The following is a 26,034-nucleotide window of genomic DNA, read 5'->3' as shown; positions in this document are numbered from 1 at the left end:
ATTCCCTTGGTGAACAGGAGCGAAGCGACGAGAAAGTCATCGCACGTCCCCGTTGACAGGCTCAATTAGAGAAGCCGTCCGTCGCGAGGACCGCTCAAGACGCCGCGAAGGGCGCGGTCAAGGCCGGCGCGATAGCGCCGCTCGTCTTGGCCTTGAGCCGCGACTGGAGGGGCGGCTAGGTCCTTGTCGCGATGGCGGCCCGATACCGTCCGGCGCAGCGCATGGTTTTTGGTGAGTTCAGAAGCGGCATTGGTCGCCTGCCAAATTTGCGTCCTTGCTGAGGGATAGGACTTTGACTTCCGCAGCTCGAGAACATCCCATGCTTGACCTTGGCGTCATCGGCCAGAAGGCCCGGAACGACAATTCTTCAGACCGTCCGTTGATCGACGTCGAAGAATTCCGTCTGAACGGCAAGCTGCACCGCATCGACGGCCCGGCATTCATTGGCAGGGACAAGCACACAGGTGCGGTTTGTCGTGAAGAGTACTGGCAGGATGACTGCAGGCACCGGATCGACGGACCCGCGCTGATCAAGCGCGATGCCGCGACAGGCGAAATCCTGGCCGAAGAATATTGGGTGAGGGGCCGGCCGCACCGCAGGGAAGGACCCGCGAGCATCCGTAAGAACGCTCTGACCTTGGTCGTAACGAGCGAGATCTACAAGGTGAGGGGCGTGCTGCACCGAAAGCGCGGACCCGCGGTCATCTGGCGGGATTCAGCCACAGGCAAACTTCTGATGGAAAGCTACTGGCTATACGGGCGTTGGCAGGAGCCCGAACCATTTAGGCTGAGGGTGCGTCCTCAGCTTCGGATCATCTGAGACGAGAGCCGGACCTGGTACACAATGCCCCAAATGTGGATTTGCGCAGTTGTGTCAGGACGTGCGTCCGTAACGGTGAGAATCGGGGCGGCGTCTCACTTCAGGGCTCGCGCAGCCTCGCGCAGAATACGCTCGTCGTCGGCGTCATCGCGTTCAAGCAGGATGATGCGCCCGTCGGCCGGTACCGCGTCGAGAATAACGGTGAGACCCGCGCCCGCATCATGCGGATAAGCCCGGCCGATGCGCGTCCAGGATGCCTTCTTGCTGCGGCCCACGCGTTTGGCGGCATAGGCGATCAGAACAGGATCGTTGGTCATCGGCAGAGCTTAGGGCTGTAGCCGTCGGGCGGGCAGTCTTCGACGAACGCGAAACTGGATGCGGCGCGGCACCGGGCGCGATCGTTCGTGGCAGTGAAGCGTGTCGTCATTCGCCGCGACCGTAGATCAACCGCTGCAAGAAAAGCAAATTTCTGGATCGGCCTGACCAGACCTCAAAGGTGAGAGATTGGGCGGCGACACGGAGCACCTGTAAAATGCATCGCCGTGAGATCGACGCTCATGCGGTCCGGGATCGTGTGGAGGCAGGGTAGGGGCCGCGGTCTTTCAACCACACCAGACGTGGCCCTATTGGCGCTGAGGGCCTATCCACGAGTCCGGTGCCCGCCCCTTCGATGACTGGTTCACACACGCTCCCACCCGCCAAGCCCCCTTAGCGGCCTCACCATTGGCGCGAGCGATTGTCATAGTGTTCTGAAACCAACCACTCTCCAGCCTTACATTGCTTATCCGCGTGAGCGGATTCCATTGCCATGAGGTGCGGCGAAGTGAGCGCGTATGCGCGAGCGCAGGGTGAGGGGACCAAGACTTGTGGCCGCAGAGCGTCCACGCCATTGACGGTGAGCCTATGCGAACCGCTGACTGGTCTCACTTTTGGGCGGTGCCTCGCGCCATTCTTTATATTCAAGATTCAAGATTCAGATTCAGGGGCCGAATTTGCGCATTGGATCTGAGGCTTACCGAGCGAAATGTGAGGAAATGGGCGGGATAGGTGAGAAATTGGGCGGAGTCGCGTGAGGAACTGGGCGGCACAAGTGAGAATGCGGGCGGACTGCGGTGAAAGAAGGGGCGGCGCAGAGCCCCCAAAGCAGGCTCTGAGTCCAAAGGTGAGAAATTGGGCGTAAGCTTATGACTCTTCATCGAAGCGGATGAGTTCGACGGACCCGTTCCACCGGGCGCTCCGGCCAATGCGGCTCTTCTCGCGCTCGTCGTGCGCGGCCCGCAGCTCGGAGGGTGACTTCTTGAACCAGCTCATGTGCAGCTTTTCGACGGCACGGCCCTTCTTGATGGCCATGACCTGCACGACGAAATCGGTGAGGTGGTTGACCTCTTCCAGGGCTGGCTTGAGGCAGTGCTTGTTGAAGTCGGCGAAGCGTTCGAGCTTGCCTTCGGGCACGCCGAGCATGGCCCGGAATTCGTCGACCGTGAACTCCTCGTGCTGCTTCATCAGGCCGATGCGACGTTCGACCATCTCGTAGAGGCGGATCGAGTACTTGGAGCGCAGCGCGTACATGATGTGGGACTTGATCGTCGCCCAGGCCTTGCTCTGCTGTATGACGGCCAGCAAGTCGGGCGGGAAGGTGTAATAGAAGTATCCGTCGTCCCGGTCCTCTTCCTTGTTCGTCCCGAGAAGGTGGACGCGGAACGTTGCCATCTCGTTGGTCTGCGGGTCGCGGGCGCGGATCTTGGCCCATGCACCCATCAGCTTGTCGAAGGCGTCTTCGAGTCGGTCATTGCTTTCGTGGGTGCCGCGCAGGCTTGCTTTCAGCACCTTGTGCACGGGCGATGTGCGGATGTTGTTCCAGGCATTGGCGAGCAGCTGATTGTAGAGGATGGTTTCGCTGCGGTTGAGCGGCGTCAGCTCAATGATATCGACCAGCTCGCGGGGCTTGATGATGCGCCCCATATGGGTGGGATCGAGCGGCTGCCCCGTGACCTTCATATCGGTCGCAAGCAGTTTGCTCGGCGGCTTGTAGCTCGTCCCCTCTAAGGCAGTGTCGTTATTCGTGTCGGTCGTCCGTATGCTCACAGACCAAGCGTGCCTGTCGAACGGTGAGGCAGTCAACAAGTGAATTCACATTTCCGGAATCTCACCCGCCGCCGCCCAGTTTCTCACTTTTGGGATCGCGCAAAGCCACGGAATCCGGGACGCGACTCCAGCACCGCCCAATCTCTCACCTTTCAGGGACGGGGCTTCGTCATTGTCATCAGATTACCGATTGCCGTGCCGACCAGAGCGACAAGACGCGTGCGCTCGGTCATCTCGAACGAGGCCAGGCAACTTCCGCTGAGCTTGTCCAAAAGCAATATGGCAGCATCGGCGTGAGACGGCCGCGCTGAGAGGATGTGCTCAAGCTCGATTGCGATGCCGCGCACAATCCGGTGATGGTCGACGCCGCCGCTGACCACGACACCGCGTCTGATAATCAGCAGCAGCAGATGAGCGGCCTCTTCGTAGTATCTGGGCATGAAGGACCCTCGACAGGACACGCGGGCATGATGAGCGCGGCGTTACCACCGCGCCCTTCAATGAGACCGTGAGATAGTTTCAGATGGCGTCGCGCTGTTCTGGATCGGCGACGTAGAGCTGCTTGGGCGTCCGGGCGTTGACCCAGGCCTCTATGTCCATCAGGCGCCAGCCGATCCTGTTCTGGCCCAGCTGCATGCGCCGCGGAAACTTGCCTGATTTTTCGAGCCGCGAGATGTGCTGGGGCGTGTAGGGCACCAACATGCGCAGTTCTTTCTGCGTGACGATGCGCAGATGATGAAGCGGAGATAGGTCCTTCCGGTTGTCGTCGGGCATGACTGGGCTCCTTGCGCGGCGGGGCACGCAATTGGGGGATCAGGGAGTAGGGGAGACGCAAAACTTCGGCAGTGCCGATCCAAGGAGACTACATCTTATGTAAAGTTCACGCAAGATAAAACATTTCAAAATATCATTTCAATCTGGCAGTGCCGGTCCGGCGAGGCGCTTCTGACAGAAGCTCCGGGAAGTCCGTCTCAGGGTAACGGTGCAGCCAAACTGCCAGAGCCGCGTAGAGCGGGCGGTCGAGCGAATGCAAATCTGAGCGCTGCAAACCTTTACCGAGCCATGGTGCATAGACTCTCCTGATGAAGGTAACTGGGTTCTCTTTTCTGCCGCCACGCTCGGTCCAGAGTTCGGGCGCTTCGGCGGGCGGCTCCGGCTCTCCCACCCTGAACATCATCTGCGTGGCCAATGCCTGGCGGAGCTTCAGCCGATCCGCAATGCGAAGGCCGTGTTTAACCTCGATGCGGTCAAGCGCCCGTGCGGCTTCGTGAAATGCAGGAGATGTTTCAACAGGGGCATTGTCGGGTTCAGCGCCAATCAGTGCCCGCATGTGCGCGAGCGGGTCATAGAACTCCGGGGCTGAGTCCGGGATCGACTGAGCGGCAGATTTCTTGCGGTTTGCCATGGGCTCTCGCTCGCGGAACGGATCGGAATCACATCGCACGCACAGGCGGCGATGTAAAGGTTTTGAGCAGCTCTTTTACAACGCTCGTTGCCCGACGCCGTATCAAGACCAGCTTACCGCTGTAAGCCGGCCTTTCTTATCGCTTCCGCCAGATGCGTTTCCCACATCGCGAGCGCATTGCGCATCTCATCGAGGTACTGGAAGCGATTGTACACGCCGGCCACGCCGCCAAACGTGCCAGAGACGTGGTTCAGGATGCGCTCGATGACGTGAGGCGCGACACCAAGCTTGGCGAGATGGGTTGCGACCGACCGCCTGAGATCGTGCAGCGTCCAGTCCTTCACACCTGCCAGGGCATCGAGCTTTAATTTCCCCCGGGAGAAATGCGCGAAGACAGGATTCTCCCCGCGTGCCGGGAACACATAGTCGCTCGTGAACTGGGGAAGGGTCTGCAACAGCGACGCAGCTTGAGGGGCTAACGGCAAGACATGCTGGCGGCCATTCTTGGTCAGCTCCGCAGGGAGCGTCCATGTATTGGCATCGAAGTCGATCTGGCTCCGCTGAATGCTGGCAACCTCGTTGCGGCGCTGCGCAGTCAACATCAGCAATTTGACGATTTGGCCGAACGGATACCCTACAAGCTCAGCGCCGTTCCACACCGCCGCCATCTCGCCGATATCAAGGACGCGCTCGCGTGCGTTGTTCGGCGCGGGCTTTTTGATTCCGAGGCAAGGGCTGGTTGCCAGCATGCCCCGCTCGACGCACCAATTGAAAAACTTGCGGATTGCCGAGAGCGCATGGTTGGCGGCGCTCGGGAGACCTTCCTCGACAATGTGATCGAGCACCTTGAGGATATCCGTCTTGGTGATTTCGCGGATATCGCGCTTGGCCCAACGCGAGACGAACTGGTTGTTGAGAATGCGCTCGGTGTCGCGTGCCGTGACGGGCCGGTTGTGCCGTTCGCAATGAAGCTTCACGAAAGAGCGCACCGCCTGTTCAAATGTGTAGCGGTCGGCGGCATCATCCGTATCAGCGTCGGCTTGCGGATCGGTGCCCGCATCAATGAGCTTCAACGCATCGAGCGCCTTGCCCCGTGCTTCGGCCAATCCCGTCACCGGGTAACGCCCAAGCGTCATGCGGCGCGGTCGCCCGAGATGTCGATAGACCAGGACAAATGATTTCACGCCCGAGGGGAACACGCGCACGCCGAAACCCGGGAGCCGGGCGTCCCAGATTTCAGTTCTCCGTTTGGGGTCAGGCTTGATCTTGCGGATGGCGAGATCGGACAGTCCTGCTTCTGACATGACGGCTTCTCCAAAGAAGGCGCTATACAGACGGCACACGGGCACCGGGGTAGCAGAACCTATTCTGGGGTAGCACTGGGGTAGCAAAATGGCGGTGGTTTGAAGTGAGTCTATGTGAGAGCATCTTCAACAGACACATTGAAAATACGAAACTTATTAGGATTTAGACGTGTGGGCATGGTTCTCCAAGTGTTCCTAGATTTCAGGACTTAAAATCCTGAGACGGCAACGTCGCGTGGCTTCGTCCGCACCAATAATATCAATTAGCTATAACGTTTACGGCGTATGTTGTGGAGCACGCCAGAGATTGAACGCCAAAACGCTCATTTTTCGCTTCGGGTCAACAGTGACGTCAGCATCAGCGGGTCTAAGGCCGCTTCATTTTAAAGCGGTCATCCTCAGCAACATTTCAAATGGCGCTACTCAAACGTCGTTAGGGCTGATTGGGCAGCGCGATACCTGTCGCGATGATATGATTTAAGCTGCAGTTCGATCTCTCGATGCGGTGCCAGCCGTGGCAGACTTCAGCCGAGGAATGGAACTATGTTGCGTCGGATACTAGCCTCGACCCAATACATCGTTCTCGTCGTCGTGATCAGCATCTATGCCGGGTCCGTGGCGCTCGTACTCTATGAGATGGCCGTGGTTGCCTCTGTGATCGTTGCCACGATCCAGGAGGCCACTGTTTCGTCGGAGGGCGGGAGGCTGTTCGCAGTCGGCCTGCTGTCTGCCATCGACGTGTTCCTCATTGCCATCGTCGGCTACATCATAAGCGCGGGCTTGTTCGTGCTGTTCATTGACCGCACGCTTCCACTGCCTGCCTGGCTCGTCATCCGCAACCTTGAAGACCTGAAGAACAATCTCGTCAGCGTCATCGTCGCGGTGCTCGCCGTTCTCTTCGCCAAGGAGGCTGTCGCGCGCGCCGGTGAACTCGATCTTCTTGGATTGGGGATCGCCGTCGCCTTGATGATTGCAGCGCTGACACTTTTCCTCGTGTTCAGCGGATCGATGCACCGGTCGCACGAGGCGCCTCGCGACAAGAGCGAATAGCTGCAGCCAGGTTGCGCGCTTTGAAGCCTTTTCGGTTCGCTTCGGTTAACCCACCTTGTTTTCGTGTCGCTGCAGTTCTTTCCAGGTGAGAAAAATGAGCCTATAGTCAGCATACGGGGGACGCTTGGCGCTGAGAGGTAAATCGCTGAGGAGTCCGACAAATGAAATTTGCCATAGCAATTTCCATTGCAGCACTTGGGGTCGCGTCACTTTCTGCGTTCGCTGAAGAGCGACCCGAGCCTAAAGGTCCGCCCAAAGTGATGGGCGACCAGGGGAAACTCCCCGCAAGCAACACAATGCGTAACGCAACGCCTGACATGACCGGGCCGAGCACGGGCGATGCTGCCTCGGGCTCGAGCACCGGCACGGGCGACTCCTCCCGGCTCAGGATGGGCGATGAGCCAGGCAAGCTTCCGGCTACGGGCACCGTGAGTGGCAAGGTTCCGGAAATGCGCGGTCCCGCTGCAGAACAGAAATGACGTTCTCTTTGATTTCTCCTGACTGATTGGCACTTGGCGATTGCGGCACTCGAAAGTCCACCCGGACACCCATTCCGGCAACGACGACGTGTGCCGCACGCCCGTCCGACTCCGATTGTGAAAGGACATTGGTATGATCGACAAAACATTTTCCCAGACGAGCCCTAGCCTAGCAACGACAAGCTGGTGGGGCGCCATCCTGCTCGGCGTCGCATTCATCGCCGCTGCCCTTTTTGTTCTCGGGGACGTAGCGCTCGCGACGGTGATCAGCGCAATCGTGATCGGGTTCGTCCTACTGTTTGCTGGCGTGTCGGAGGTCATTCACGCGTTTTCCGCACCCCATTGGCGCGGGTTCGCGCTGCGTCTTTTGATCGGCATCTGTTACGGCATCGGTGGCGCTGCCCTCATTGCCGATCCGCTGGCCGCATCGCTCATCCTCACGTTCGTATTTGCCATCGCCCTCATCGCCTCCGGTGTCGTGCGGATTTTTCAATCCTTCCAGTACTGGCAGTGGTTCGGGCCGCTTCTTCTTTTTTCGGGCATCGTCGGCGTTCTCGCAGGCTTCGTGATCCTGTCGAAATGGCCCGTCAGCGGCATCTGGGTGCTCGGTACGCTGGTCGGCATTGACCTCCTGGTCCACGGCGTATGGTGGATCGCGCTCGGATGGCAGCTCCATCGCGACCCGCAGGCCGTGGAGCCCTAGAGCCCAGGCGCTCGAGCCTGGCTGCTTACGGCTGCAATGACACTCAGGAGCTATTGATGCCAAGTGCGCGCGCAAAGGACCAAGGCGAACCGCTTCTTGTCGATTTCGCCTTGCAGGGCGGCGGCGCGCACGGCGCCTTTACCTGGGGCGTTCTCGACCGGTTTCTCGAGGAAGAGACGCTCCAGATAGACGGAATCTCCGGTACGTCGGCTGGGGCCATGAATGCGGCTGTCCTCGTCGATGGATACGCTGATGGAGGCGCCGATGGAGCGCGGGCTGCTTTGGAACGGTTCTGGCGCAAAGTCTCAGACGCGGCGCGCTTCAGCCCGTTTCAGCGTGGCCCTCTCGACATCATGCTCGGGCGTTGGACGCTCGATAATTCTCCAGCGTTCGTCGCCATGGATCTCGCAGCGCGGCTCATGTCGCCGTACGATTTGAACCCGGGCGGGTTCAATCCGCTGCGTGATGTTCTTGCGGAGTGCATCAACTTCGAGCGTCTCGCCAACGCATCGATCAAGCTGTTTGTGAACACCACCAACGTTCGGACCGGACGCGGACGCGTCTTCCGAAACGCGGAAACATCGCCGGACGTGCTTCTTGCGTCCGCCTGCCTGCCGCAACTCTTTCAGGCGATTGAGATTGAAGGCGACGCATACTGGGACGGTGGCTATTCCGGAAATCCCAGCATCATGCCGCTGGTGCTCGAGTGCGCGTCACGCGACACGATCCTCGTACCCATCAACCCGATCGAGCGTCCCGGAACGCCGCGTTCGGCGCGGGAGATTCTCGACAGGATCAACGAGATCGCCTTCAACGCGGTGACCTTGAAAGAACTGAAGATGATCGCGCTGCTGCGGCAAGTCGCGGACGCGGGGAAATCGGAGGGCGCTTTGTGGGCCGAGATGCGTGTCCACGCCGTTCGCAATCCGACCATGATCGATCTCGGCTACTCGTCGAAACTCAATGCCGAGTGGCCGTTTCTCCAGATGCTGCACACCGAGGGCCGACGATCTGCCGATGACTTCCTCCGCACGCACGGGGGCGATCTCGGACGAGTGTCGTCCATCAATCTCGATACGTTGCTTGAGCAGGTCTAGCCATGGGGTTGCTCGGGATCATCATTGCCTTGGCGTTCCTGATCTCGCTCGCCTATCGGGGCTGGAGCATTTTGCTGCTGGCGCCGGCCGCCGCACTTATCGCATCCGCGTTCGCGCGTGAGCCGTTACTCGCTCATTGGACGCAGACGTTCATGGGTAATGCCGCGCAATTTCTGGCGCAGTTCTTCCCGTTGTTTCTTCTCGGCGCGCTGTTCGGCAAGCTCATGGACGACAGCGGTTCCGTGAAAGCGATTGCCCAATACATGACAGAGACGCTTGGGCCAAGCCGGGCGATCTTCGCGGTCATTCTCGCCGGCGCTGCGGTGACCTATGGCGGCGTCAGCCTCTTCGTCGCCTTCTTCGTCCTGGCGCCGATGGCGATCGAGCTGTTTCGGTCGGCCAATATTCCGCGTCGTCTGATACCCGCCGCAATCGCGCTCGGGACGTCGACCTTCACCATGTCGGCGCTGCCAGGGACACCTGCAATCCAAAATGCGATTCCCATGCCATTTTTTGGCACGACGCCGTTTGCCGCCCCCGGGCTCGGCGTGATTGCCGCGCTGATCATGCTCGGCTTTGGCCTTTGGTGGCTGCAGCGCGAGGAGGCAAAGGCGAAGGCGAACGGAGAGGGTTTCGGCGCGTCCGTCAGCGGCGGCATTGAAAGCGTTGCCGACGACGAATTCATCCGGGAGCGCGCAACCGCAGCCAGGGAGTTCGATCCCGCTGAGATAGGTCATGGCCAGCATGCGACGACGCTGCCACCGATCTGGGCGGCGGCGCTTCCGCTGGTCGTCGTCGTGTTCGTAAATCTTCTGATGGCTCTGTTCGTTCTGCCGTCGCTCAATTTCGATTTCCTCAAGGAGGAGCGATGGGGCGGAACATCCATCCAGGCCGTCGGAGGCGTGTGGTCTGTCGCAGTGGCGCTCGCCACCGCAACGCTGGTTCTCGTTCTGCTCCATCGTGACCGACTGCCGAATCTGCGGACGAGCATGGACGCGGGTGCAAATGCGTCCGTGTTGCCAGCACTCAGCGTTGCAAGCCTGGTCGGGTTCGGTGCGGTTGTTGCCGCGCTGCCCGCTTTCGCGCTCGTGCGCGACTGGGTCCTTTCGATCGGCGGCGGCGTGCTGGTTTCGCTGACGGTCGCAACCAATGTGCTCGCTGCGCTGACGGGCTCGGCGTCAGGAGGCCTTACGATTGCGCTCGATGCGCTTGGGCAGACGTATATGGGGCTGGCCGCCGCGCAAGGAATCCACCCAGACCTTCTTCACCGCGTGGCCGTGATCGGAGCTGGCACCCTCGACAGTCTTCCGCACAACGGCGCGGTTGTCTCGTTGCTTGCGGTGTGCGGGTCCACCCATCGCGAGAGCTATCGGGACATCGTGGTGGTCTGCATTTTTGGCGCGATGATTGCGCTCGTCGCCGTCATCGTCCTCGGGTCTCTATTCGGATCGTTCTGAGGTTGGGGAGCGTCGGTAAGATGCTAAGAGCAGCGATTGTCACTATTGTCCCGGCATTGTCGATCATCCTGACGGCGTGCAGCGAGAACCCCGAACCAACGGCTGTTCCACGTCCGGTTCGAACGGCAACCGTTGAGAAAAGCGTCGGCACGAAGCCACTCGTCCTGACGGGGCGGATCGAAGCGGCGAACGAAGCGTCCCTGGGGTTTCGGATCTCAGGCCGCATGGTCGAACGCTCGGTTGGCATCGGCGACCGGGTCGAGGCAGGGCAGGTCATCGCGCGGCTCGAGCCGCAAAACGAGATGAACGCTCTGCGCTCCGCGCAAGCGAACGTGGCGGCCGCCCGGGCGGCCGTCACCCAGGCGAACAACCGCTTCGTGCGCCAGGAAACGCTCCTGGACCAGGGATGGACCACGCGAGCGCAGTTCGACGAAGCAGAAAAGGCGCGGGCAACGGCCGAGGCCCAACTCGACTCGGCCGAGGCGCAGCTCAAGGCCGCGGAAGATCACGTCAGTTTCACGGAACTTGTGGTCGACGCGCCCGGCGTCGTCACGGGGACGGGCGCCGAGCCGCACGAGGTCGTGCAAGCGGGACAAGTGATCGTTCGGCTTGCGCGCGAAGGCGGTCGCGATGGCGTCTTTGACGTTTCCGCACAGATGCTGAGGTCTGTTCCGGCGGATGCAAAGATCGAGGTCCGGCTCGCCGAGGATCCGAACATCAAGGCCGTCGGCAGGGTCCGAACCGTCTCCCCGCAAGCCGACCCGACGACGCGGACTTTCGAGGTGAAGGTCGGACTGATTGATCCGCCGGCCGCCATGCGGCTAGGCGCGACGGTGAACGGACAGGTCGAGTTGGAAACGACAGCGGCGATCGAAATACCCGCCAGCGCACTTATGAAGACCGACCGGCAGCCCGCCGTGTGGGTCGTCAACCCTGCGGATCTCAGCGTCTCGCTGCGCAATGTGCAGGTCGCGCGGTTCGACCCCGCCAGCGTTCATATTTCCGAAGGCCTCGACGCGGGCGATCTCATCGTGACCGCGGGTATTCAAGCGCTCCATCCCGGACAAAAAGTCCGCATTCTCGGAGCGTCTCCCTGATGGCCTTCAATCTTTCCCGATGGGCGCTGAACAACCGGTCGCTGGTCATCTATTTGATGATCACCGCGGTTCTGGCCGGCGTTTTCTCCTACAAGCGGCTCGGACGCGCAGAAGATCCGACGTTCGTCGTCAAGACAATGGTTGTTCAGTCCGCGTGGCCCGGAGCAACGATCGAGGACACTCTCAATCAGGTGACGGAACGGCTTGAGCGCACGCTGCAGGAGACTGAGCAGCTCGACTTCCTGCGCAGCTATACCAAGGCCGGCGTTGCGACGATTTTCGTCAACCTCCGTGGAGATACGACGGCGCGTGAGGTGCGAGAGATCTGGGATGAGGTGCGCCGCAACGTTGCCGACATGCGTCACACGTTGCCGATGGGGATCGTTGGCCCGGGCTTCAATGACAATTTCGGCGATACGTTCGGCATCATCTATGGCTTCACCGCGGATGGATTTGCTCATCGCGAACTACGTGACTACGTCGAGACGGTTCGCTCCGAGCTGCTTCAAGTGGCCGACGTGTCGAAGATCGAAATTCTCGGCGCTCAGGACGAGAAGATATTCGTCGAATTCTCGGTTCAGGAGTTGGCGACGCTCGGGATCGACAGAGGATCGCTTGTTCGCGCACTTCAATCTCAGAACATCGTGCGGCCGGGCGGCACGATAGAAACCGGCGACGAAACGCTGTCGCTCAGAGTGTCGGGCGCCTTTGCCTCGGAACAGGACGTTCTCAACGTCAACTTCGCCGTTGGCGACAGGATGCTGCGCTTGAGCGATATCGCGCGCGTTCGCCGCGGCCTCTCGGATCCTCCGCAGCCGATGTTCCGCGTCGATGGCAGGCCGGCAATCGGACTCGCTGTGGCGATGCGCGATGGCGGTGACATCCTTACACTTGGCAAGAACATCACGCTGGCGATGGACCGGCTCAAAGCGGATCTGCCCCTCGGCATCGAGCCGCGCCTTGTGGCTGATCAGGCCGTGACCGTCGAAAGTGCGATATCGGAGTTCATGTCGTCGCTCTGGCAGGCGGTGGCCATCATCCTGGTGGTCAGCTTCATCAGCCTTGGCGTTCGCGCCGGTCTCATCATCGCGATCTCTATTCCGTTGACGCTCGCCATTGTGTTCGCCGTCATGGAACTCGCCGGTATCGACATGCAGCGCATTTCTCTCGGCGCCCTCATCATTGCTCTCGCGCTTCTTGTAGATGACGCCATGACGATGACGGATGCCACGCTGACACGCCTTGCGGCCGGCGACAGCAAGGAGGACGCTTCGGCATTCGCGTTCCGCACTTATGCGTTCCCGATGCTTGCCGGCACTCTCGTTACGATTGCAGGCTTCGTTCCCGTCGGCTTCGCCGCCAGTTCTGCCGGAGAATATACCTTCTCGCTGTTCGCGGTCGTGAGCATTGCCCTTTTGGTTTCGTGGGTCGTTGCGGTGATTTTTGCGCCTCTCCTGTGCGCCCTGATCCTTCGGCCGCCTGAGCAGTCCGCCACGGACAAGCCGAGCAAAGTCCTCGAAACGTATCGCGGGCTTCTCACGCGCGCAGTCAAGGCGAAAGGCCTGACGATCACCACGACGCTGGCCGTTTTCGCGGCGTCGGTGCTCGCGCTGCCGCTGATCCCGAGCCAGTTCTTCCCGTCCTCTGACCGCCCGGAGCTTCTCGTGGACCTGCGCCTGCCGCAAAACTCATCGATCTTCGCGACCCAGGACGCTGTCGAACGCCTCGATGCAGCACTTCGCGGAGACAAGGACGTCGCACGATGGAGCACCTATGTCGGTCGAGGCGCGATTCGGTTCTACCTGCCGCTCGACGTGCAGCTTCCCAACGATTTCTTTGCACAGGCCGTTGTCGTCGCGAAGGACGTTCCGGCGCGGGAGCGATTGCGCGAAAAGCTTGAAAAGCTTCTATCGAATGACTCTCCCAATGTCGTAGGCCGCGTCTCTCCGCTGGAGCTCGGACCGCCCGTCGGGTGGCCGCTACAGTACCGCGTCAGTGGACCTGATGTTTCGGTGGTTCGGGACATCGCGCTCAAGCTGGCGGGCGTCGTTGCAGCCGACCCGCAGGCTGAACATGTCAATTTCGACTGGATCGAGCCGACGCGCGAGATCCGTATTGTCGTCGACCAGGACGAGGCGCGCCAGCTCGGCTTGAGCTCCGAAACGTTGGCGTCCGTGCTCAACACGGTTGTCTCCGGCAACGCGCTCACGCAAGTTCGAGACGACATCTATCTCGTCGACGTCATACTACGCGCCACTGACGAACAGCGGGTGTCGCTTGCGACGCTGCGCAGCATCCAAGTCCCGCTCCCGAACGGGCGGACTGTTCCGCTGGGGCAATTCGCCTCCTTCGAGTACGCGCAGGATCAGCCCGTGGTTTGGCGGCGCAATCGCGTCCCAACGCTCACCGTGCAGGCCAACGTCTCGGGAGATGTGCTGCCGGAGACCGTGGTGAACGGTATTGCTCCGAGCATCGATGCGCTGCGGACGGACCTGCCTGCGCGCTATGCCATCACCGAAGGCGGCACGGTGGAGGAGAGCGGGAAGTCCCAGGCTTCCGTCATCGCTGTGGTTCCCTTGATGCTGCTCATTATGCTGAGCGTGCTGATGGTGGAACTGCGAAGCTTCCAGAGGCTAGGCCTCGTACTCACCATCGGCCCGCTTGGATTGATTGGCGTCGTCGGCGCTTTGCTGATATCGGGCCGGCCGCTGGGGTTTGTAGCCATTCTCGGCATCCTTGCGCTGCTCGGCATGATCACCAAGAACGCGGTCATCCTGATCGGCCAGATTGAATCCGAGCGAGCTCAAGGCAAGGATGTCGCAACCGCGGCGATTGACGCGAGCTCGACCCGCTTCCGCCCCATCATGCTGACCGCAATCTCGACGGTTCTCGGCATGATCCCGATCGCGCCGACAGTGTTCTGGGGGCCAATGGCGTTCGCGATCATGGGAGGGCTTCTCGTCGCCACGCTCCTGACGCTGGTGTTCCTCCCTGCCGCCTACGTCGCGTGGTTCACGTGGCGCAACGCAAATGGCCACGTGTGACAGTGCCACTCCCCACGCGCGCGTTTGGAGCCTGAACGTCTAAAGCCCCACCTGCGCGGCCTGTGCTCATGATTTCCATTGCCAGGAGAGAACATCCTATACTGCGGCAATGCAGCACGGAAGCTGGCGAAACGGGGAAGGGACATGTGCGAAGTCATCCGGCAAGACGCCGCGTAGCGGTGGCTCCTCGCATACCGAAGAGCGCGCCACATCAAGAACGAGGACCAGGAATGGCCGACAAGATCGACTACATCGAATTTCCGAGCGCCGACCGCGCGCGGTCGAGCGAGTTTTTCCAGGCCGCGTTTGGATGGGGCATCATCAGCTACGGCCCGAGCTACGATGCGCTTGACGGGGCGGGGATCGATGGCGGCATCGACCAGTCGCCCGAACGGGTTGCGGCACCCCTTGCGGTCATCCGGACAGCAGACCTCGACGGCGCGGAGCAACGCGTGCGGGCTGCCGGCGGAGTGATCACCAAGCCGCAGTTCGATTTCCCCGGCGGGCGGAGGTTTCATTTCCGCGAACCTGGCGGCAATGAGCTGGCGGTCTGGGTCGCACGGGACTAAGCGCGCGGCATCGAGTGGTTTCCGGAGCGATCACCGAAGCCCAAGGCATCTGGAAATTTCCCGCTCCATTGACTGATCCGCGCTCATCGTTTTTCGCGCGCACCAGTTGGAGAGTCCCTGCGGTGACGAGCGAGTAGAGCGCTTCAAACACTTCGGGAAGTATTCCCGGAAAGCAGCGCTTCGATCTGCCGTAAGCACCGCGCGAATAGCGGCTGCTGCGACGCGCGTCAGGGAATGTTCCTAGATCGCGCGCTTCCCTCGCGTATGCGCGTGCATGCGCGAGGCAGCAAGAATACAATTCCGGCCGACATCGGCAGCGGAGGCGCGCCGCTCATTCAGCGCGCGGCAGGAGAAGACATGACGAACGGAAACGATCAGGACGCGCTCGCGCGCATCATTGGCGAGTTCGGCGCAGACAGCGGCACGATCCACTATCGCGGCGCGGACGGACTTCTGCATCTCGCCGCATCGAGCGCCGGGATGCCCGACCACGTGCTCGCGATCATCCGCACCATCCCCGTCGGCAAAGGCATGGCGGGCCTCGCGGTGGAGCGCGGCCAGGCGGTCAACGCCTGCAACATTCAAACCGACGATAGCGGCGATGTTCGCCCCGGTGCCCGCGCAACGGCGATGGCGGGTGCGGTCGTCGTGCCGATCTTTCGCGGCGACGAGATCATCGGCGCGCTGGGTGTCGCGAACCGAACCGAGCGTGTGTTTTCGGATGAAGAGATCGCCCGCCTGATCGCGGCAGGGCGCGAGATCGCGAGCCAGCGCGGCAGTGCGCCCGCGTCAGGCTGACCGGATAGAGGAGGCGCGCCTGTTGCCTCGACGGCTCAGGTGCCGGCGGGCGCGAGGAACAGCGGCCACTCCGCGTCGAGATACTTGCGGAACCACACGCTGTAGCGCTCCGGCATCGCCGCCGCGTCGCGCTGCACGTCGGCAAGAGCGCACCACTGAAAGCCGTCGGCTTCGCTGGGTTCGGGCGCTATCGCGCCTTCGAACACGCCGCTGTAGACGTGCACGATTTCGTGCTCGGTGAGCCCGTTGTCGAACGCGGCGTGGTAGGTGAGGGTGCCGAGGGCCTGAAGCGCGCAGCTGATGCCCATTTCCTCGTCGAGGCGGCGCAAGGCCGCCGCCTCGACCGCTTCGCCGGGTCTCGGATGGCCGCAGCAGGCGTTGGTCCAGAGACCGCCTGAGTGATACTTCGTGGCGGCGCGCTTCTGCAGCAGCATGCGCCCGTGGTTGTCCCAGATGATGATCGAGAACGCGCGATGCAGCGCCCCGGCGCGGTGCGCATCGAGCTTTTCGGCGATGCCGGTTTCGCGATCCTCCGCGTCGACCAGGATCAGATATTCGTCGTCGTTTTTCACGCGCAGGTCCTTATGGATCGAAGACGTGAGACAGGATCAGCGATTTCACGTCTCGCGCCTCGACATCGCCCTGCGACACGAGATGAGGTTCCGACGACAGGAACACGGGCCCGTGCTCAGGCGGAAGGCCGGTACGGCCGTGCGATCCCTTGACCAGCGACGCATCGAGCGGGATGACGTTCATGAGCGTGCGGAAGCCAAGCTTCTTTTTGATGAGCCGCCAGGCGAGTGCAAGCTTCGGCCACCGGATCTTCGGATCCAGAAACAGCTCGACCGGATCGTAGCCGGGCTTACGGTGAATCTCGACGGTGCGCGCAAAGTCCGGCGCGCGGGCGTCGTCGAGCCAATAGTAGTAGGTGAACCAGGAATCGACCTCCGACAACGCGACGAGCTCGCCCGATCGGTCGTGATCCAGCCCCCAGCCGGATTGCTCCGCCCGATCGAGCACATGCGCGATACCGTCGAGCTTCTCGATGCAGGCGCGAACGGCCGGCAGATCGGAGGGATCGCGGACGTAAATGTGCGCGATCTGGTGATCGGCGAGGGCAAAGGCGCGCGATACCGGGATATCGAGAATCTCTCCGCCGTCTTCTTCCCGCACGGCCAGCAGGCCCGCTTCGCGAAGCGCGCGATTGATATGCACCGGCCTCGTCACGGGAACGATGCCGTACTCTGAGAGCACGATGACGCGGCGGCCAAGCGCTTGAGCCCGCTCGATCAGCCGTCCTGCGACGCGATCGATCTCCGCGAGATCGCGGCCGATCTCGGGATGGTCCGGCCCGAGCCGCTGAAGCCCGTAATCTAGATGGGGGAGATAGACGAGCGTCAAGGTTGGCGCGCGCGTCTCGAGCACGTGCTCGGCCGCCTCCGCGATCCATTGGCTCGATGCGATCGAGGTTGCAGGCCCCCAGAAATGAAACAGCGGAAACGTGCCGAGCTTGCGCGTCAGCTCGCCGCGCAGCTCCGGCGGATCCGAATAGCAGTCCGGAAGCTTGCGCCCGTCAGCTTTGTAGATCGGGCGCGGCGTGACGGCGATGTCGGTCGAGGCCGCCATCGCATACCACCAGAAGAGGTTGGCGCACGTGAAGGCGGGGTCGCGTTTCTTTGCGGCCTCCCAGACGCGTTCGCCGGATATGAGCTTGTTAGATTGCCGCCACAGCCAGATGTCCATGAGATCGCGGAACAACCAGCCGTTGCCCACGATGCCGTGCCCACTCGGCGGCAGGCCGGTGAGAAAGGTGGCCTGCGCCGAGCACGTCACGGCGGGCGTGACGGTCTCCAGCGGACGCAGGCATCCGCTCGCGGCGAAGCGCGAGAGATTTGGCGTGTGCGGGCCGATCAGCGCGGGGGTCAAACCCACAATGTTGATGACGATGGTTGCGTGCATCGCCAGTCAGACCTCCGAAGCGCCGCTTACTTCTTGAGCGTATGAATGTAGGCGATGATTTTCAGCATCTCGTCCTGCTTCAGGCCGCGCTCCGAAAACGAGCGCATGGCACCCGATGCGCCGGAGTGGATGATCTCGAACATGCCGACATCCGTGTTCGCGCGCGCGTTGACGTAGATGTCGTCGATGAGGCTCGGGCCCATGCCGCCGCGGCCGTCTTCGAGATGGCAGGCCTGGCAGTTGTCCTCGTAGAGGGTTTTGCCGGCAGCGATCGCCTCGGCATTGCCGGAGTAGGGATTGACGCCATCCTTGTAGAACGACTTCACGGCATCGGTAATTTCTTCGCCCTTGATCGGCGCCAGGTCCAGCACGGAGTCGTCGAGCGCATGCTTGAACTCGACATCGGCCAGCGACGGCGTGGCCAGCGGGGCAACAAGAAGCAAGGCGGCAGCCAAAGCGACGGCCTGGGTCTTAAGTGCGCGGATAGTCATGTGTCGGTCACTCGCCCGAATTTGAGGTCAAGAGCAGGCGGAAGGCCCTGGCACGCGGGGGTGCTAGGGCCTTCCAGTTTTCCGTCTAGGTAATGGATGCGTCCATTACTTCTTCGTCTTGGCGACCTCGGCTCCAGCAGGAACCTTGTCGGCAGCGACGACCTTCCAGAGAGCGCCCGGCGGGTTGGCCGCGGCACCCTTGTCGTCGAGGTAGAAGCAGTTGCAGTTGACTGCCAGCACGGTGCCGTCCTCGTCGGTGTTACCCGCCGTGAACTGGAGCGCCGTCTGCGCGAGTTCCTGCATCTGCCACTTGCTGCCATCCCAGCCGGTGCCGAAGATGCGGCCCGAGCACCAGTCGCCGGTCAGGAACACGCCGTCCATGCCGTCGTAGTTGGCAACGCCGAGGCCCTGAACCGAGCAGCCCCAGCCATCCTTCAGCTTCTCGGCGCCCGGATAGGGTTCCTGATGCGGATACTGGCTGACCGGCAGCACGCCGACCTGCGGGCACTTGTCGTCCTTGCCCGTCATCGGGTGGCAATTCGTGCCCATGTTGTGCTTCCAGCCGTAGTTCTCACCGCCCTTGCTGGATGCCGGCTGCCAGTCGATTTCCTCGAGATGGTTCTGGCCGACGTCAGCAATGAACAGGTCTCCCGTCTTCTTGTTGAAGTGGAAGGAGTAGGGGTTACGCAGGCCGTAAGCCCAGATCTCGCCGCGTGCGCCCATGTGGATCTTCGAGAAGCCCTCTTCGGTGATGCCGAACAGGGTCATCATGCGATCCTGATAGGCGCCTGCCCAAGGGTTCGTATCCGGAATGGCGTATCCGACCTTGTCGGGCGTGTTGACGTCGATGCGGAGCATCTTGCCCCAGAGCATGTTCTTGCTCTGGCCCGCGTCGAGCGGGTCGCCTTCCCAGCCGGCGTCGCCCTTGCCGATGTAGAGGTAGCCATCCGGGCCGAACTGGATGCCGCCGCCGTAGTGATTGTAGTAGGGCTGCGGGATGTTCATGATGACCTTGACGGTCTTGTTGGCATGCTCCACCGAGACGACGTCGGGGCTGGCCGGATCGACCGTGTAACGCGCAATGATATGCGCGCCGTTGAACGGCAGCGATGCGTAGCTGACGTAGAAGTAGCCGTTCTTCTTGAATTCAGGGTGGAAAGCTACGGCCCAGAGGCCCTGCTCCACGAAGCCCGTCTGAACTTCGCTGCCGAGCGGGCTGTTCTTCGTGAGGTCGAGGAACGGCTTCTCGTTGATCTTGCCGTCCTTCGTGACGACCTTGATCTTGCCCTGGCGCTCGACGACGAAAATGCGGCCGGTGCCATCGCGTGCGGAGGCTACGCCGACCGGATCAAGGAAGCCTTCGGCGACCTTGACGAGCGCAATTTTCGGATCTCCCGGCAGCTTGCCACCAGGACGCGCGACTTGGTCGGCGGTCTTCGGCACTTCCTGCGCGACGGAGATCGATGATCCCATCGCGAGAAAGCCAGCCGCCGCTATCGAAGCGGACAGTATGTATCGCATTCGCACTTGGCGTTCTCCCATTTATATTTAGTTTCGGCACTGAGCAATTTGCGCGACGGCAGATTGTTTTTTGCGTAGTGCAAAGAATTCGGAGCCAAAACGTCGATTGAAGGCGTTTTTCAGAGTAGTGAACGGCGGCAATAGAGCAACGAGTTCTGGCGAAGCGTCAATCAACATAATTTGAATACGAGGAAATTTAAGATAACCGGGAATTTGCACGCGCGTTTAGCCGTGAAAAGTAGGCAATATATTCAGGGAAAATATCCCAAATGGCATTGTTTCGAATTTCGCGCCCTGAGGAGAGGGCGTCGCGGCGCCCGAGCGGCGCGTAAAAGCTGTGTTCGCCAAGGTTGCCAGACATCGTCATTTGGAGCAGAACAGATCCCGTCTGCACCTCTGTGAGGAGTTGGGAGAGACCAATTCACCGGGAAATAATCCCGATTTCGCACGGGATAACATCCCAAATTGCGGAGTGTGAGATAAAGAAACGAGGACGTCTCGAGGATACGCCGTGCCGACAAAAACAAGTTTTGCGCTGCCGCCGCTTGAATCAAAGTGTGATGCGAGAGTGTTTTTGCAGCGTTTCGAGGTGGCCTATCAGTTTCCCGTTTCGTTTACGCGCGATGTGTTGTCAGCCGGAAATGCGACGCTCCATGAGTTGCTCTCTGAAAATCCAGTCAACGCGCGCAATTTGATTGCATTCGTTGTCGATGAGGGCGTGCTGCGCGAGATGCCGGATCTCAAGCGCCGGATCGCGGCCTACGTCGACGCCCATGCGGGCATCACGCTCGCCGGTCCCGTCGAAGTCATCGAGGGTGGAGAGGCGTGCAAGAACAATCCCGCGCTCGTAGCGGATCTGCAGCGCAGGTTCGTTGAGCTCGGGCTCGATCGACATTCTTATGTGGCCTGCGTCGGGGGCGGTGCGGTTCTCGATCTCGTGGGATACGCGGCGGCGACGACCCATCGCGGCATCCGCCACATTCGCATTCCGACGACGGTGCTCGCCCAGAACGATTCAGGCGTCGGCGTGAAGAACGGCATCAACGCGTTCGGCATGAAGAACATGCTTGGCACGTTCGTCCCACCGCATGCCGTGATCAACGACTCCGCCTTCATCGATGTGCTGCCCGGCCGCGAAAAGCGGGCCGGCATGGCGGAAGCCGTCAAGGTGGCTCTGATCCGCGACGGGGCCTTCTTCGAATGGCTCGAAGAGCAGGCCGAAGCCCTGGCGCTGTTTGCGTCCGAGCCGCTCGAAAAGCTCATCCGCCACTGCGCCCTGCTTCACATGCGCCAGATCGCGCACGGCGGCGATCCGTTCGAGCGCGGCAGCGTGCGTCCGCTCGACTTCGGACACTGGGCCGCCCACAAGCTCGAGGTGCTGTCTGGTTACGATCTCCGCCACGGCGAAGCTGTCGCCATCGGGATCGCGCTCGATACCCGCTACTCGGTCCTCGCGGGTCTCTTGCCTGCGGGCGAGGAGCTGAGGGTTTGCGCCCTTCTGCGGCGGCTCGGCTTCGCGCTCTGGCACGACGCCTGCGACCTGCGCGCCGAGGACGGAAAACGGCTTCTGCTCAAGGGTCTCGAAGAGTTCCGCGAGCATCTCGGCGGCGAGCTCACCATCACGTTGCTGCGCGAGTTGGGCGTCGGCGTCGAAGTGCACACCATGGATGACCGGCTGATTGCCGAGGCGCTGGACTGGCTGCGTTCGGAGGGGAACGCTTGAATGCAGCTTTCACTTCCGGGGCGGCCGCACCTCACCTACTGCACGAACATTCATTCCGGTGAGAGCTGGCCGGAAATCGAGCGCGCGCTGCACCGCTTCCTCCCGAGCATAAAGCAGAGGATTTGGCCGGACCGGCCCATGGGGGTCGGCCTCCGCCTGTCTGCCAGGGCGGCATTCGAGCTCCAGGCGTCGGATGCGCTGTCGCGTCTGAAGGAGTTTCTGGCGGCGGGGGGATTCTACATCTTCACCGTCAACGCCTTTCCCTACGGCACCTTCCATGGCCAGCCCGTGAAAGAGCAGGTCTATGCGCCCGACTGGCGCGAGCCGGAGCGCCTGGCCTTCACCATTTGCGTGGCCGATCTCCTGGCCGAGATCCTCCCCGTCGGCCTCGAAGGCAGCATCAGCACCGTGCCGGGCGCCTTCCGCGCCAACGTGACGGGCCGGCGCGACATCGACGTGATCGTCGAGGCTCTCGTTCGCTGCGCCGCCCACCTGCAAGGCATCGCCACCGAGAGGGGGCGCACGATCGCGCTCGCCATCGAGCCGGAGCCGGCCTGCTTCATCGAGACGACCGCCGAGGCCATCGCGTTCTTCGAGGAGCACCTGTTCTCTGCCGCCTCACGCACGCTGTTTGCGCAGTTGACCGGCGCGACCGCCGCGTCCGCCGAGGCTGGGCTGCGCCGTCATCTCGGGCTCTGCTTCGATGTCTGCCATTCCGCGGTCGAATTCGAGGACACGCGCGCGACCCTCGACGCCGTGCGCGCCGCAGGCATCAAGATCCCCAAGCTTCAGCTCAGCTCCGCTCTGAGCATCGCGTGCACGGGGCCTGAGATTGCATCCGTCCTGTCCGGCTTCGACGACGGCGTCTATCTCCACCAGACCGTGGAGCGCCGCGATGGCGCGATCACGCGATACACCGATCTGCCCGAGGCCCTGGCGGCGCTGAGACGCGACGGCGGGGGCGGCGAATGGCGGGTCCACTGCCACGTCCCCGTGTTCCAGGAGCGGTTCGAAAACTTGCGCTCGACGCAGGGCAATCTCAGAGAGGCGCTGGCACTGTGCCGCGAGCGCGAGGTGTCGGCGCATCTCGAGGTCGAAACCTACACATGGAACGTGCTCCCGGCTGATACGCGCAACGGCGATCTCGGCGACGATATCGTGCGCGAACTGCAGTGGGTCCGTACGGAGCTCGGCGCGTGATCCGGCTCGGCGTCATGGCGCGGCTCGCGCGCGTGTCCAACCTTCCGACCGTGTGGAGCAACGTGCTCGCCGCCTCCGTTCTTGCGGGCGGCATGGCGCTCCCTGGTCTTGCGCTGGTCCTCATCGCGATGTCGGCCCTCTACACGGGCGGCATGTATCTCAACGATGCGTTCGACCGGAAGATCGATGCGCGAGAGCGGCCCGAGCGGCCGATCCCGTCCGGCGAGATCAGCCTGACGACGGTTTGGCTTGTCGGCTTCGGCCTGCTCGCTTTGGGTGTGGCGCTGCTGGCGACGTTCGGCGTCCGGAGCCTGCTCGGTGGGCTGGCGCTCGCAGCCGCGGTGCTGGTCTATGACGCCTGGCACAAGGGCAACGCGCTCTCGCCTCTGATCATGGGGAGCTGCCGGGCGCTGGTCTACGTTGGCACGGCTCTCGCGGCAGGCGCGGCGTTGTCTCTTCCCGTCGCCGCCGCCGCAGCTGCGCTGCTGCTCTATGTGGCCGGCCTGACGCGCGCGGCGAAAGGCGGCGCCTTCCGGTCGCTGGCGACCTCATGGCCTGCGTTCCTCCTCGCTGGCCCGGCCGTGCTTGCGCTGCTCCAGGGGCAGGTGACCGGATTGACCTGTTTCTTTGCAGGCGTTTCAGTTCTCGTGATCGGGCTCGCCGTCGCATGGCTCAGAACCGGGATCGCGCGCGATCGCGAGCGTGCCGTCGGGCTCTTGATTGCGGGTATCGCCGCGATGGATGCCGTCGTCGCGGCCGCCCATGGCCGTGCGGACCTTGCGCTCGTCTGCCTCGGTCTCTTTATCCTGACTCTGGGCCTGCAGCGCATCGTTCCTGGCACATGACACGCGAGAGAAGCACGCTCATGACCAACGCAAAGCCCGCATCGCCGCAAACGGAGACCGCAAAGTCGTTGCTTCTCGGTTGGCTCTCGGCGCGCCTCTCGCCGGAGGCGTTCGGCTGGCTCGAGCAGCAGGTGGCGGTCATTTCCTGCGGCGAGCGCGCCCAGCAGCTCGGGATCGCCGTCGGCCTCGCGCCGCGCAAGGTCGGAAAGGCCGACCTCGATCTCACCCCGTCCGAACGCGAGGACGGGCGGCGCGCGCGCAAAGACCTCGACACGACAGGCTGGAGCGTCGATCAGGCCGCACGGAGCCTGTTGGTTCTTGCCAGCTTCAAGGGCGATGAGGCGGCGTTTGCATCGGGGCTCGATCGCATTTTCGTCTCCGCCGAAATCGGTGAGCAGATCGCGCTTCTGCGCGGCCTCCCGCTTTTTCCGGCGGCCAAACGCGTGGTGCCGCATGCCGTGGAAGGCGTGCGGTCCGCCATGCAACCGATCTTCGAGGCCGTGGCGCACCGCAACCCCTTCCCGCGCGAGGAATTCAGCGAGGCCCAGTGGAACCAGATGGTGGTGAAGACCCTGTTCATCGGCAGCACGCTTGCGCCGATCCAGGGGCTCGATGAGCGCCGCAACCCGGAGCTCGCACTTATGCTGTTCGACTACGCGCGCGAACGCCGCGCCGCCGGCCGGCCCGTCTCGCACGAGCTGTGGCGCTGCGTCGGGCCTTTCGCAGGCGCCAGGGAAGTTGGCGAGCTGGCGAACATGCTCGCGAATGGGGTCGGCATGGAGGCCAAGGCCGCCGCTCTGGCGCTTTCCGAGTGCCCCCTTCCCGAAGCCAGATCCGCCCTTGCTGCGACGCCGGCCCTGTCGGCTGCAATCGGCAACGGACACCTCACCTGGAACGATATCGTTTAGCGCCACGAACCGACCGCCGGAGCGTCACCCATGTTTATCGACCCGCATGCCCATATGATCTCGCGCACCACCGACGACTATGAGGCCATGGCCAAAGCCGGCGTCGTCGCCGTCATCGAGCCGGCCTTTTGGATCGGGCAAGCCCGCACCAACGCGGGCAGCTATGCCGACTACCTGTCGCACATCCTGGGTTTCGAGCGCTTCCGCGCCGGACAGTTCGGCGTGCGCCACTACTGCTGTATCGGTCTCAACTCGAAAGAGGCCAACAACGAGCCCCTCGCCGAAGCCGTGATGGAGATCCTGCCGGGATTTGCGACGAAAGAGGGCGTCGTGGCCATTGGCGAGATCGGCTACGACGAGCAGACCGCGCTCGAGGACAAGTATTTCCGCCTCCAGCTCGATCTGGCCCGCGATCTCGATCTGCCGGTGATGATCCACACGCCTCATCGCGACAAGAAGCGCGGCGCCTCGCGCTCCATGGACGTGATCATCGAGCACAAGGTCGACCCGTCGCGCGTCGTCATCGACCATGTCAACGAGGAGACCATTCAGGAGGTGCGGGATCGCGGCTTCTGGGCAGCCTTCTCGATCTATCCCCACTCGAAAATGACCGCCGAGCGGATGGTCGCGCTCGTCAAGACGTTCGGCCCTGAGCGCCTGATCGTCGACTCGGCGTGCGATTGGGGCGTGTCCGATCCGCTGTCCGTTCCCAAGACCGCGAAGCTGATGGCGGAGCACGGCCTATCGGAAGACGCGATCCGCAAGGTGACCTACGCCAACGCCCTAGCCGTTTACGGCCAGAGCGGGCAGATGGCGGAAGCCGATTGGCTCGCTCCCGCCGCGATCGACCAGCGCACGCTGTATCAGGGCAACACCGTTCTTCGCGGCGGGCAGGTGCCGCGCGTCGACCAGTCCGAAAGCTGACCGGGCTGGTGACGGCGGCCGTGCGGCCGCGTCATGCCTCGGAGGGAAGCTTCGCGTAGGCCTCGATCTCAACCTTCTGCCAGGGACGCAGCATGGAGGTCACCTGCACCAGCGTGCTTGCGGGGCGAACCGCGTCGAACGACTCGAGGTGCGCGCGCGCGACGTCTTCCGCATCGTTGATGTCGCGCAGATAGACAACCGTGCGAACGACATGCTGCGGGCCGGCGCCCGCGTCACCCAGGGCCTTCTCGATTATGCCGAGCGCGGCGCGCGCCTGCGTGTAGGCATCACTCTTTTCATGGCCGGCAGGCGCGCACGTGCCCGAGACATGCACATCGTCCCCGGCGCGCACGGCGCGCGAATAGCCGAACACGGCTTCATAGGCGCCGCCGGATGAAATGTTGGTGCGTCCCGCATTAAGTGTCGTCGGCATTCCTGTTGTCTCCTCAGGTGGGTTGTCGTTGCGCTAAAGCTTCGCCGCATCGCGAAAGCGGTACCAGGTCTCGACGACGGGCACGGCGTGCTTGGCGATGGGGTGAAACGGGACGGCCGGAA

The 26,034-nt window shown here is 62.2% G+C and carries 26 protein-coding genes; 15 read left to right on the top strand and 11 right to left on the bottom strand.

Annotated features, from left to right (window positions below):
* Positions 1-319 precede the first annotated feature (319 nt).
* Entirely contained in the window at positions 320-820 is a 501-nt protein-coding gene (locus K2Y42_RS17570) for a hypothetical protein (protein ID WP_291154930.1), read from the top strand.
* A 95-nt stretch (positions 821-915) separates the two neighbouring features.
* On the opposite strand, the gene K2Y42_RS17565 is transcribed toward K2Y42_RS17570, so the two are convergent.
* The 6 genes from K2Y42_RS17565 to K2Y42_RS17540 form a co-directional block, all read right to left on the bottom strand.
* A complete protein-coding gene (locus K2Y42_RS17565) occupies positions 916-1,137 on the bottom strand; it encodes a hypothetical protein (protein WP_291154926.1) in 222 nt (73 codons plus the stop codon).
* Positions 1,138-2,002: 865 nt separating this feature from the next.
* Positions 2,003-2,905 carry a replication initiation protein gene (locus tag K2Y42_RS17560; protein ID WP_291154924.1) on the bottom strand — a complete coding sequence of 301 codons (903 nt, stop codon included), beginning with the start codon at positions 2,903-2,905 and terminating at the stop codon, positions 2,003-2,005.
* Between the two features lie 152 nt (positions 2,906-3,057).
* Positions 3,058-3,345: a hypothetical protein gene (locus K2Y42_RS17555; RefSeq protein ID WP_291154922.1), complete on the bottom strand. Its 288-nt coding sequence runs from the start codon at positions 3,343-3,345 to the stop codon at positions 3,058-3,060.
* A gap of 79 nt (positions 3,346-3,424) precedes the next feature.
* Positions 3,425-3,679 carry an AlpA family phage regulatory protein gene (locus K2Y42_RS17550; RefSeq protein ID WP_291154920.1) on the bottom strand — a complete coding sequence of 85 codons (255 nt, stop codon included), beginning with the start codon at positions 3,677-3,679 and terminating at the stop codon, positions 3,425-3,427.
* Between the two features lie 133 nt (positions 3,680-3,812).
* Complete coding sequence (locus K2Y42_RS17545; protein WP_291154917.1) at positions 3,813-4,310, bottom strand: hypothetical protein; 498 nt, start codon at positions 4,308-4,310, stop codon at positions 3,813-3,815.
* Positions 4,311-4,423: 113 nt separating this feature from the next.
* Positions 4,424-5,614, bottom strand: coding sequence for an integrase arm-type DNA-binding domain-containing protein (locus K2Y42_RS17540; RefSeq protein ID WP_291154915.1), 1,191 nt, complete (start codon positions 5,612-5,614; stop codon positions 4,424-4,426).
* A 543-nt stretch (positions 5,615-6,157) separates the two neighbouring features.
* On the opposite strand from K2Y42_RS17540, the gene K2Y42_RS17535 reads away from it, so the two are divergent.
* The 9 genes from K2Y42_RS17535 (at position 6,158) to K2Y42_RS17495 (ending at position 15,908) form a co-directional block, all read left to right on the top strand.
* On the top strand, positions 6,158-6,664 hold the full coding sequence (locus K2Y42_RS17535; RefSeq protein ID WP_291154913.1) for a YqhA family protein: 507 nt from the start codon (positions 6,158-6,160) through the stop codon (positions 6,662-6,664).
* Between the two features lie 161 nt (positions 6,665-6,825).
* Positions 6,826-7,143, top strand: a complete 318-nt coding sequence (locus K2Y42_RS17530; RefSeq protein ID WP_291154911.1) for a hypothetical protein — start codon at positions 6,826-6,828, stop codon at positions 7,141-7,143.
* A gap of 133 nt (positions 7,144-7,276) precedes the next feature.
* Positions 7,277-7,846: an HdeD family acid-resistance protein gene (locus K2Y42_RS17525; RefSeq protein ID WP_291154909.1), complete on the top strand. Its 570-nt coding sequence runs from the start codon at positions 7,277-7,279 to the stop codon at positions 7,844-7,846.
* 56 nt (positions 7,847-7,902) lie between these two features.
* On the top strand, positions 7,903-8,943 hold the full coding sequence (locus K2Y42_RS17520) for a patatin-like phospholipase family protein (RefSeq protein ID WP_291154907.1): 1,041 nt from the start codon (positions 7,903-7,905) through the stop codon (positions 8,941-8,943).
* Positions 8,944-8,945: 2 nt separating this feature from the next.
* Positions 8,946-10,400: a GntP family permease gene (locus tag K2Y42_RS17515; protein ID WP_291154905.1), complete on the top strand. Its 1,455-nt coding sequence runs from the start codon at positions 8,946-8,948 to the stop codon at positions 10,398-10,400.
* Between the two features lie 20 nt (positions 10,401-10,420).
* The gene (locus K2Y42_RS17510; protein ID WP_291154903.1) at positions 10,421-11,497 is read left to right on the top strand and encodes an efflux RND transporter periplasmic adaptor subunit; all 1,077 of its coding nucleotides are present in this window, start codon (positions 10,421-10,423) and stop codon (positions 11,495-11,497) included.
* Positions 11,497-14,541 carry an efflux RND transporter permease subunit gene (locus tag K2Y42_RS17505; RefSeq protein WP_291154901.1) on the top strand — a complete coding sequence of 1,015 codons (3,045 nt, stop codon included), beginning with the start codon at positions 11,497-11,499 and terminating at the stop codon, positions 14,539-14,541. Before K2Y42_RS17510 ends, K2Y42_RS17505 begins: the two co-directional genes overlap by 1 nt.
* A gap of 230 nt (positions 14,542-14,771) precedes the next feature.
* On the top strand, positions 14,772-15,110 hold the full coding sequence (locus K2Y42_RS17500) for a VOC family protein (RefSeq protein WP_291154897.1): 339 nt from the start codon (positions 14,772-14,774) through the stop codon (positions 15,108-15,110).
* Between the two features lie 357 nt (positions 15,111-15,467).
* The gene (locus tag K2Y42_RS17495; protein WP_291154895.1) at positions 15,468-15,908 is read left to right on the top strand and encodes a GAF domain-containing protein; all 441 of its coding nucleotides are present in this window, start codon (positions 15,468-15,470) and stop codon (positions 15,906-15,908) included.
* A gap of 35 nt (positions 15,909-15,943) precedes the next feature.
* Here the strand turns inward: K2Y42_RS17495 and idi are convergent, their stop codons facing one another.
* The 4 genes from idi to K2Y42_RS17475 all read right to left on the bottom strand — a co-directional run bounded on the left by idi (position 15,944) and on the right by K2Y42_RS17475 (position 19,879).
* A complete protein-coding gene (gene idi / locus K2Y42_RS17490; protein ID WP_291154894.1) occupies positions 15,944-16,480 on the bottom strand; it encodes an isopentenyl-diphosphate Delta-isomerase in 537 nt (178 codons plus the stop codon).
* Positions 16,481-16,490: 10 nt separating this feature from the next.
* Positions 16,491-17,867: a nucleotide pyrophosphatase/phosphodiesterase family protein gene (locus tag K2Y42_RS17485; RefSeq protein WP_291154893.1), complete on the bottom strand. Its 1,377-nt coding sequence runs from the start codon at positions 17,865-17,867 to the stop codon at positions 16,491-16,493.
* Positions 17,868-17,893: 26 nt separating this feature from the next.
* On the bottom strand, positions 17,894-18,358 hold the full coding sequence (locus K2Y42_RS17480) for a c-type cytochrome (RefSeq protein WP_291154892.1): 465 nt from the start codon (positions 18,356-18,358) through the stop codon (positions 17,894-17,896).
* A gap of 105 nt (positions 18,359-18,463) precedes the next feature.
* A complete protein-coding gene (locus K2Y42_RS17475; protein WP_291154891.1) occupies positions 18,464-19,879 on the bottom strand; it encodes a PQQ-dependent sugar dehydrogenase in 1,416 nt (471 codons plus the stop codon).
* Positions 19,880-20,390: 511 nt separating this feature from the next.
* Between K2Y42_RS17475 and K2Y42_RS17470 the strand changes: the two genes are divergently transcribed.
* Genes K2Y42_RS17470 through K2Y42_RS17450 form a run of 5 tightly spaced genes read left to right on the top strand, consistent with a single transcriptional unit; the run spans position 20,391 to position 25,479 of the window.
* Positions 20,391-21,602: a 3-dehydroquinate synthase gene (locus tag K2Y42_RS17470; RefSeq protein WP_291154890.1), complete on the top strand. Its 1,212-nt coding sequence runs from the start codon at positions 20,391-20,393 to the stop codon at positions 21,600-21,602.
* Entirely contained in the window at positions 21,603-22,802 is a 1,200-nt protein-coding gene (eboE, locus tag K2Y42_RS17465; RefSeq protein WP_291154888.1) for a metabolite traffic protein EboE, read from the top strand.
* Positions 22,799-23,647 carry a UbiA family prenyltransferase gene (locus K2Y42_RS17460; protein ID WP_291154879.1) on the top strand — a complete coding sequence of 283 codons (849 nt, stop codon included), beginning with the start codon at positions 22,799-22,801 and terminating at the stop codon, positions 23,645-23,647. Before eboE ends, K2Y42_RS17460 begins: the two co-directional genes overlap by 4 nt.
* A gap of 20 nt (positions 23,648-23,667) precedes the next feature.
* Entirely contained in the window at positions 23,668-24,555 is an 888-nt protein-coding gene (locus tag K2Y42_RS17455) for an EboA domain-containing protein (RefSeq protein WP_291154877.1), read from the top strand.
* Between the two features lie 30 nt (positions 24,556-24,585).
* A complete protein-coding gene (locus tag K2Y42_RS17450; RefSeq protein WP_291154874.1) occupies positions 24,586-25,479 on the top strand; it encodes a TatD family hydrolase in 894 nt (297 codons plus the stop codon).
* A 31-nt stretch (positions 25,480-25,510) separates the two neighbouring features.
* On the opposite strand, the gene K2Y42_RS17445 is transcribed toward K2Y42_RS17450, so the two are convergent.
* Positions 25,511-25,912: a Rid family hydrolase gene (locus tag K2Y42_RS17445; RefSeq protein ID WP_291154872.1), complete on the bottom strand. Its 402-nt coding sequence runs from the start codon at positions 25,910-25,912 to the stop codon at positions 25,511-25,513.
* Positions 25,913-26,034 lie beyond the last annotated feature (122 nt).

It is taken from the genome of Hyphomicrobium sp., from assembly GCF_019744875.1.
In the GTDB taxonomy this organism is placed as follows: Bacteria; Pseudomonadota; Alphaproteobacteria; order Rhizobiales; family Hyphomicrobiaceae; genus Hyphomicrobium_C.
Note: the sequence above shows the minus strand (reverse complement) of the source record. Positions and strands in the feature narration are given on the sequence as shown.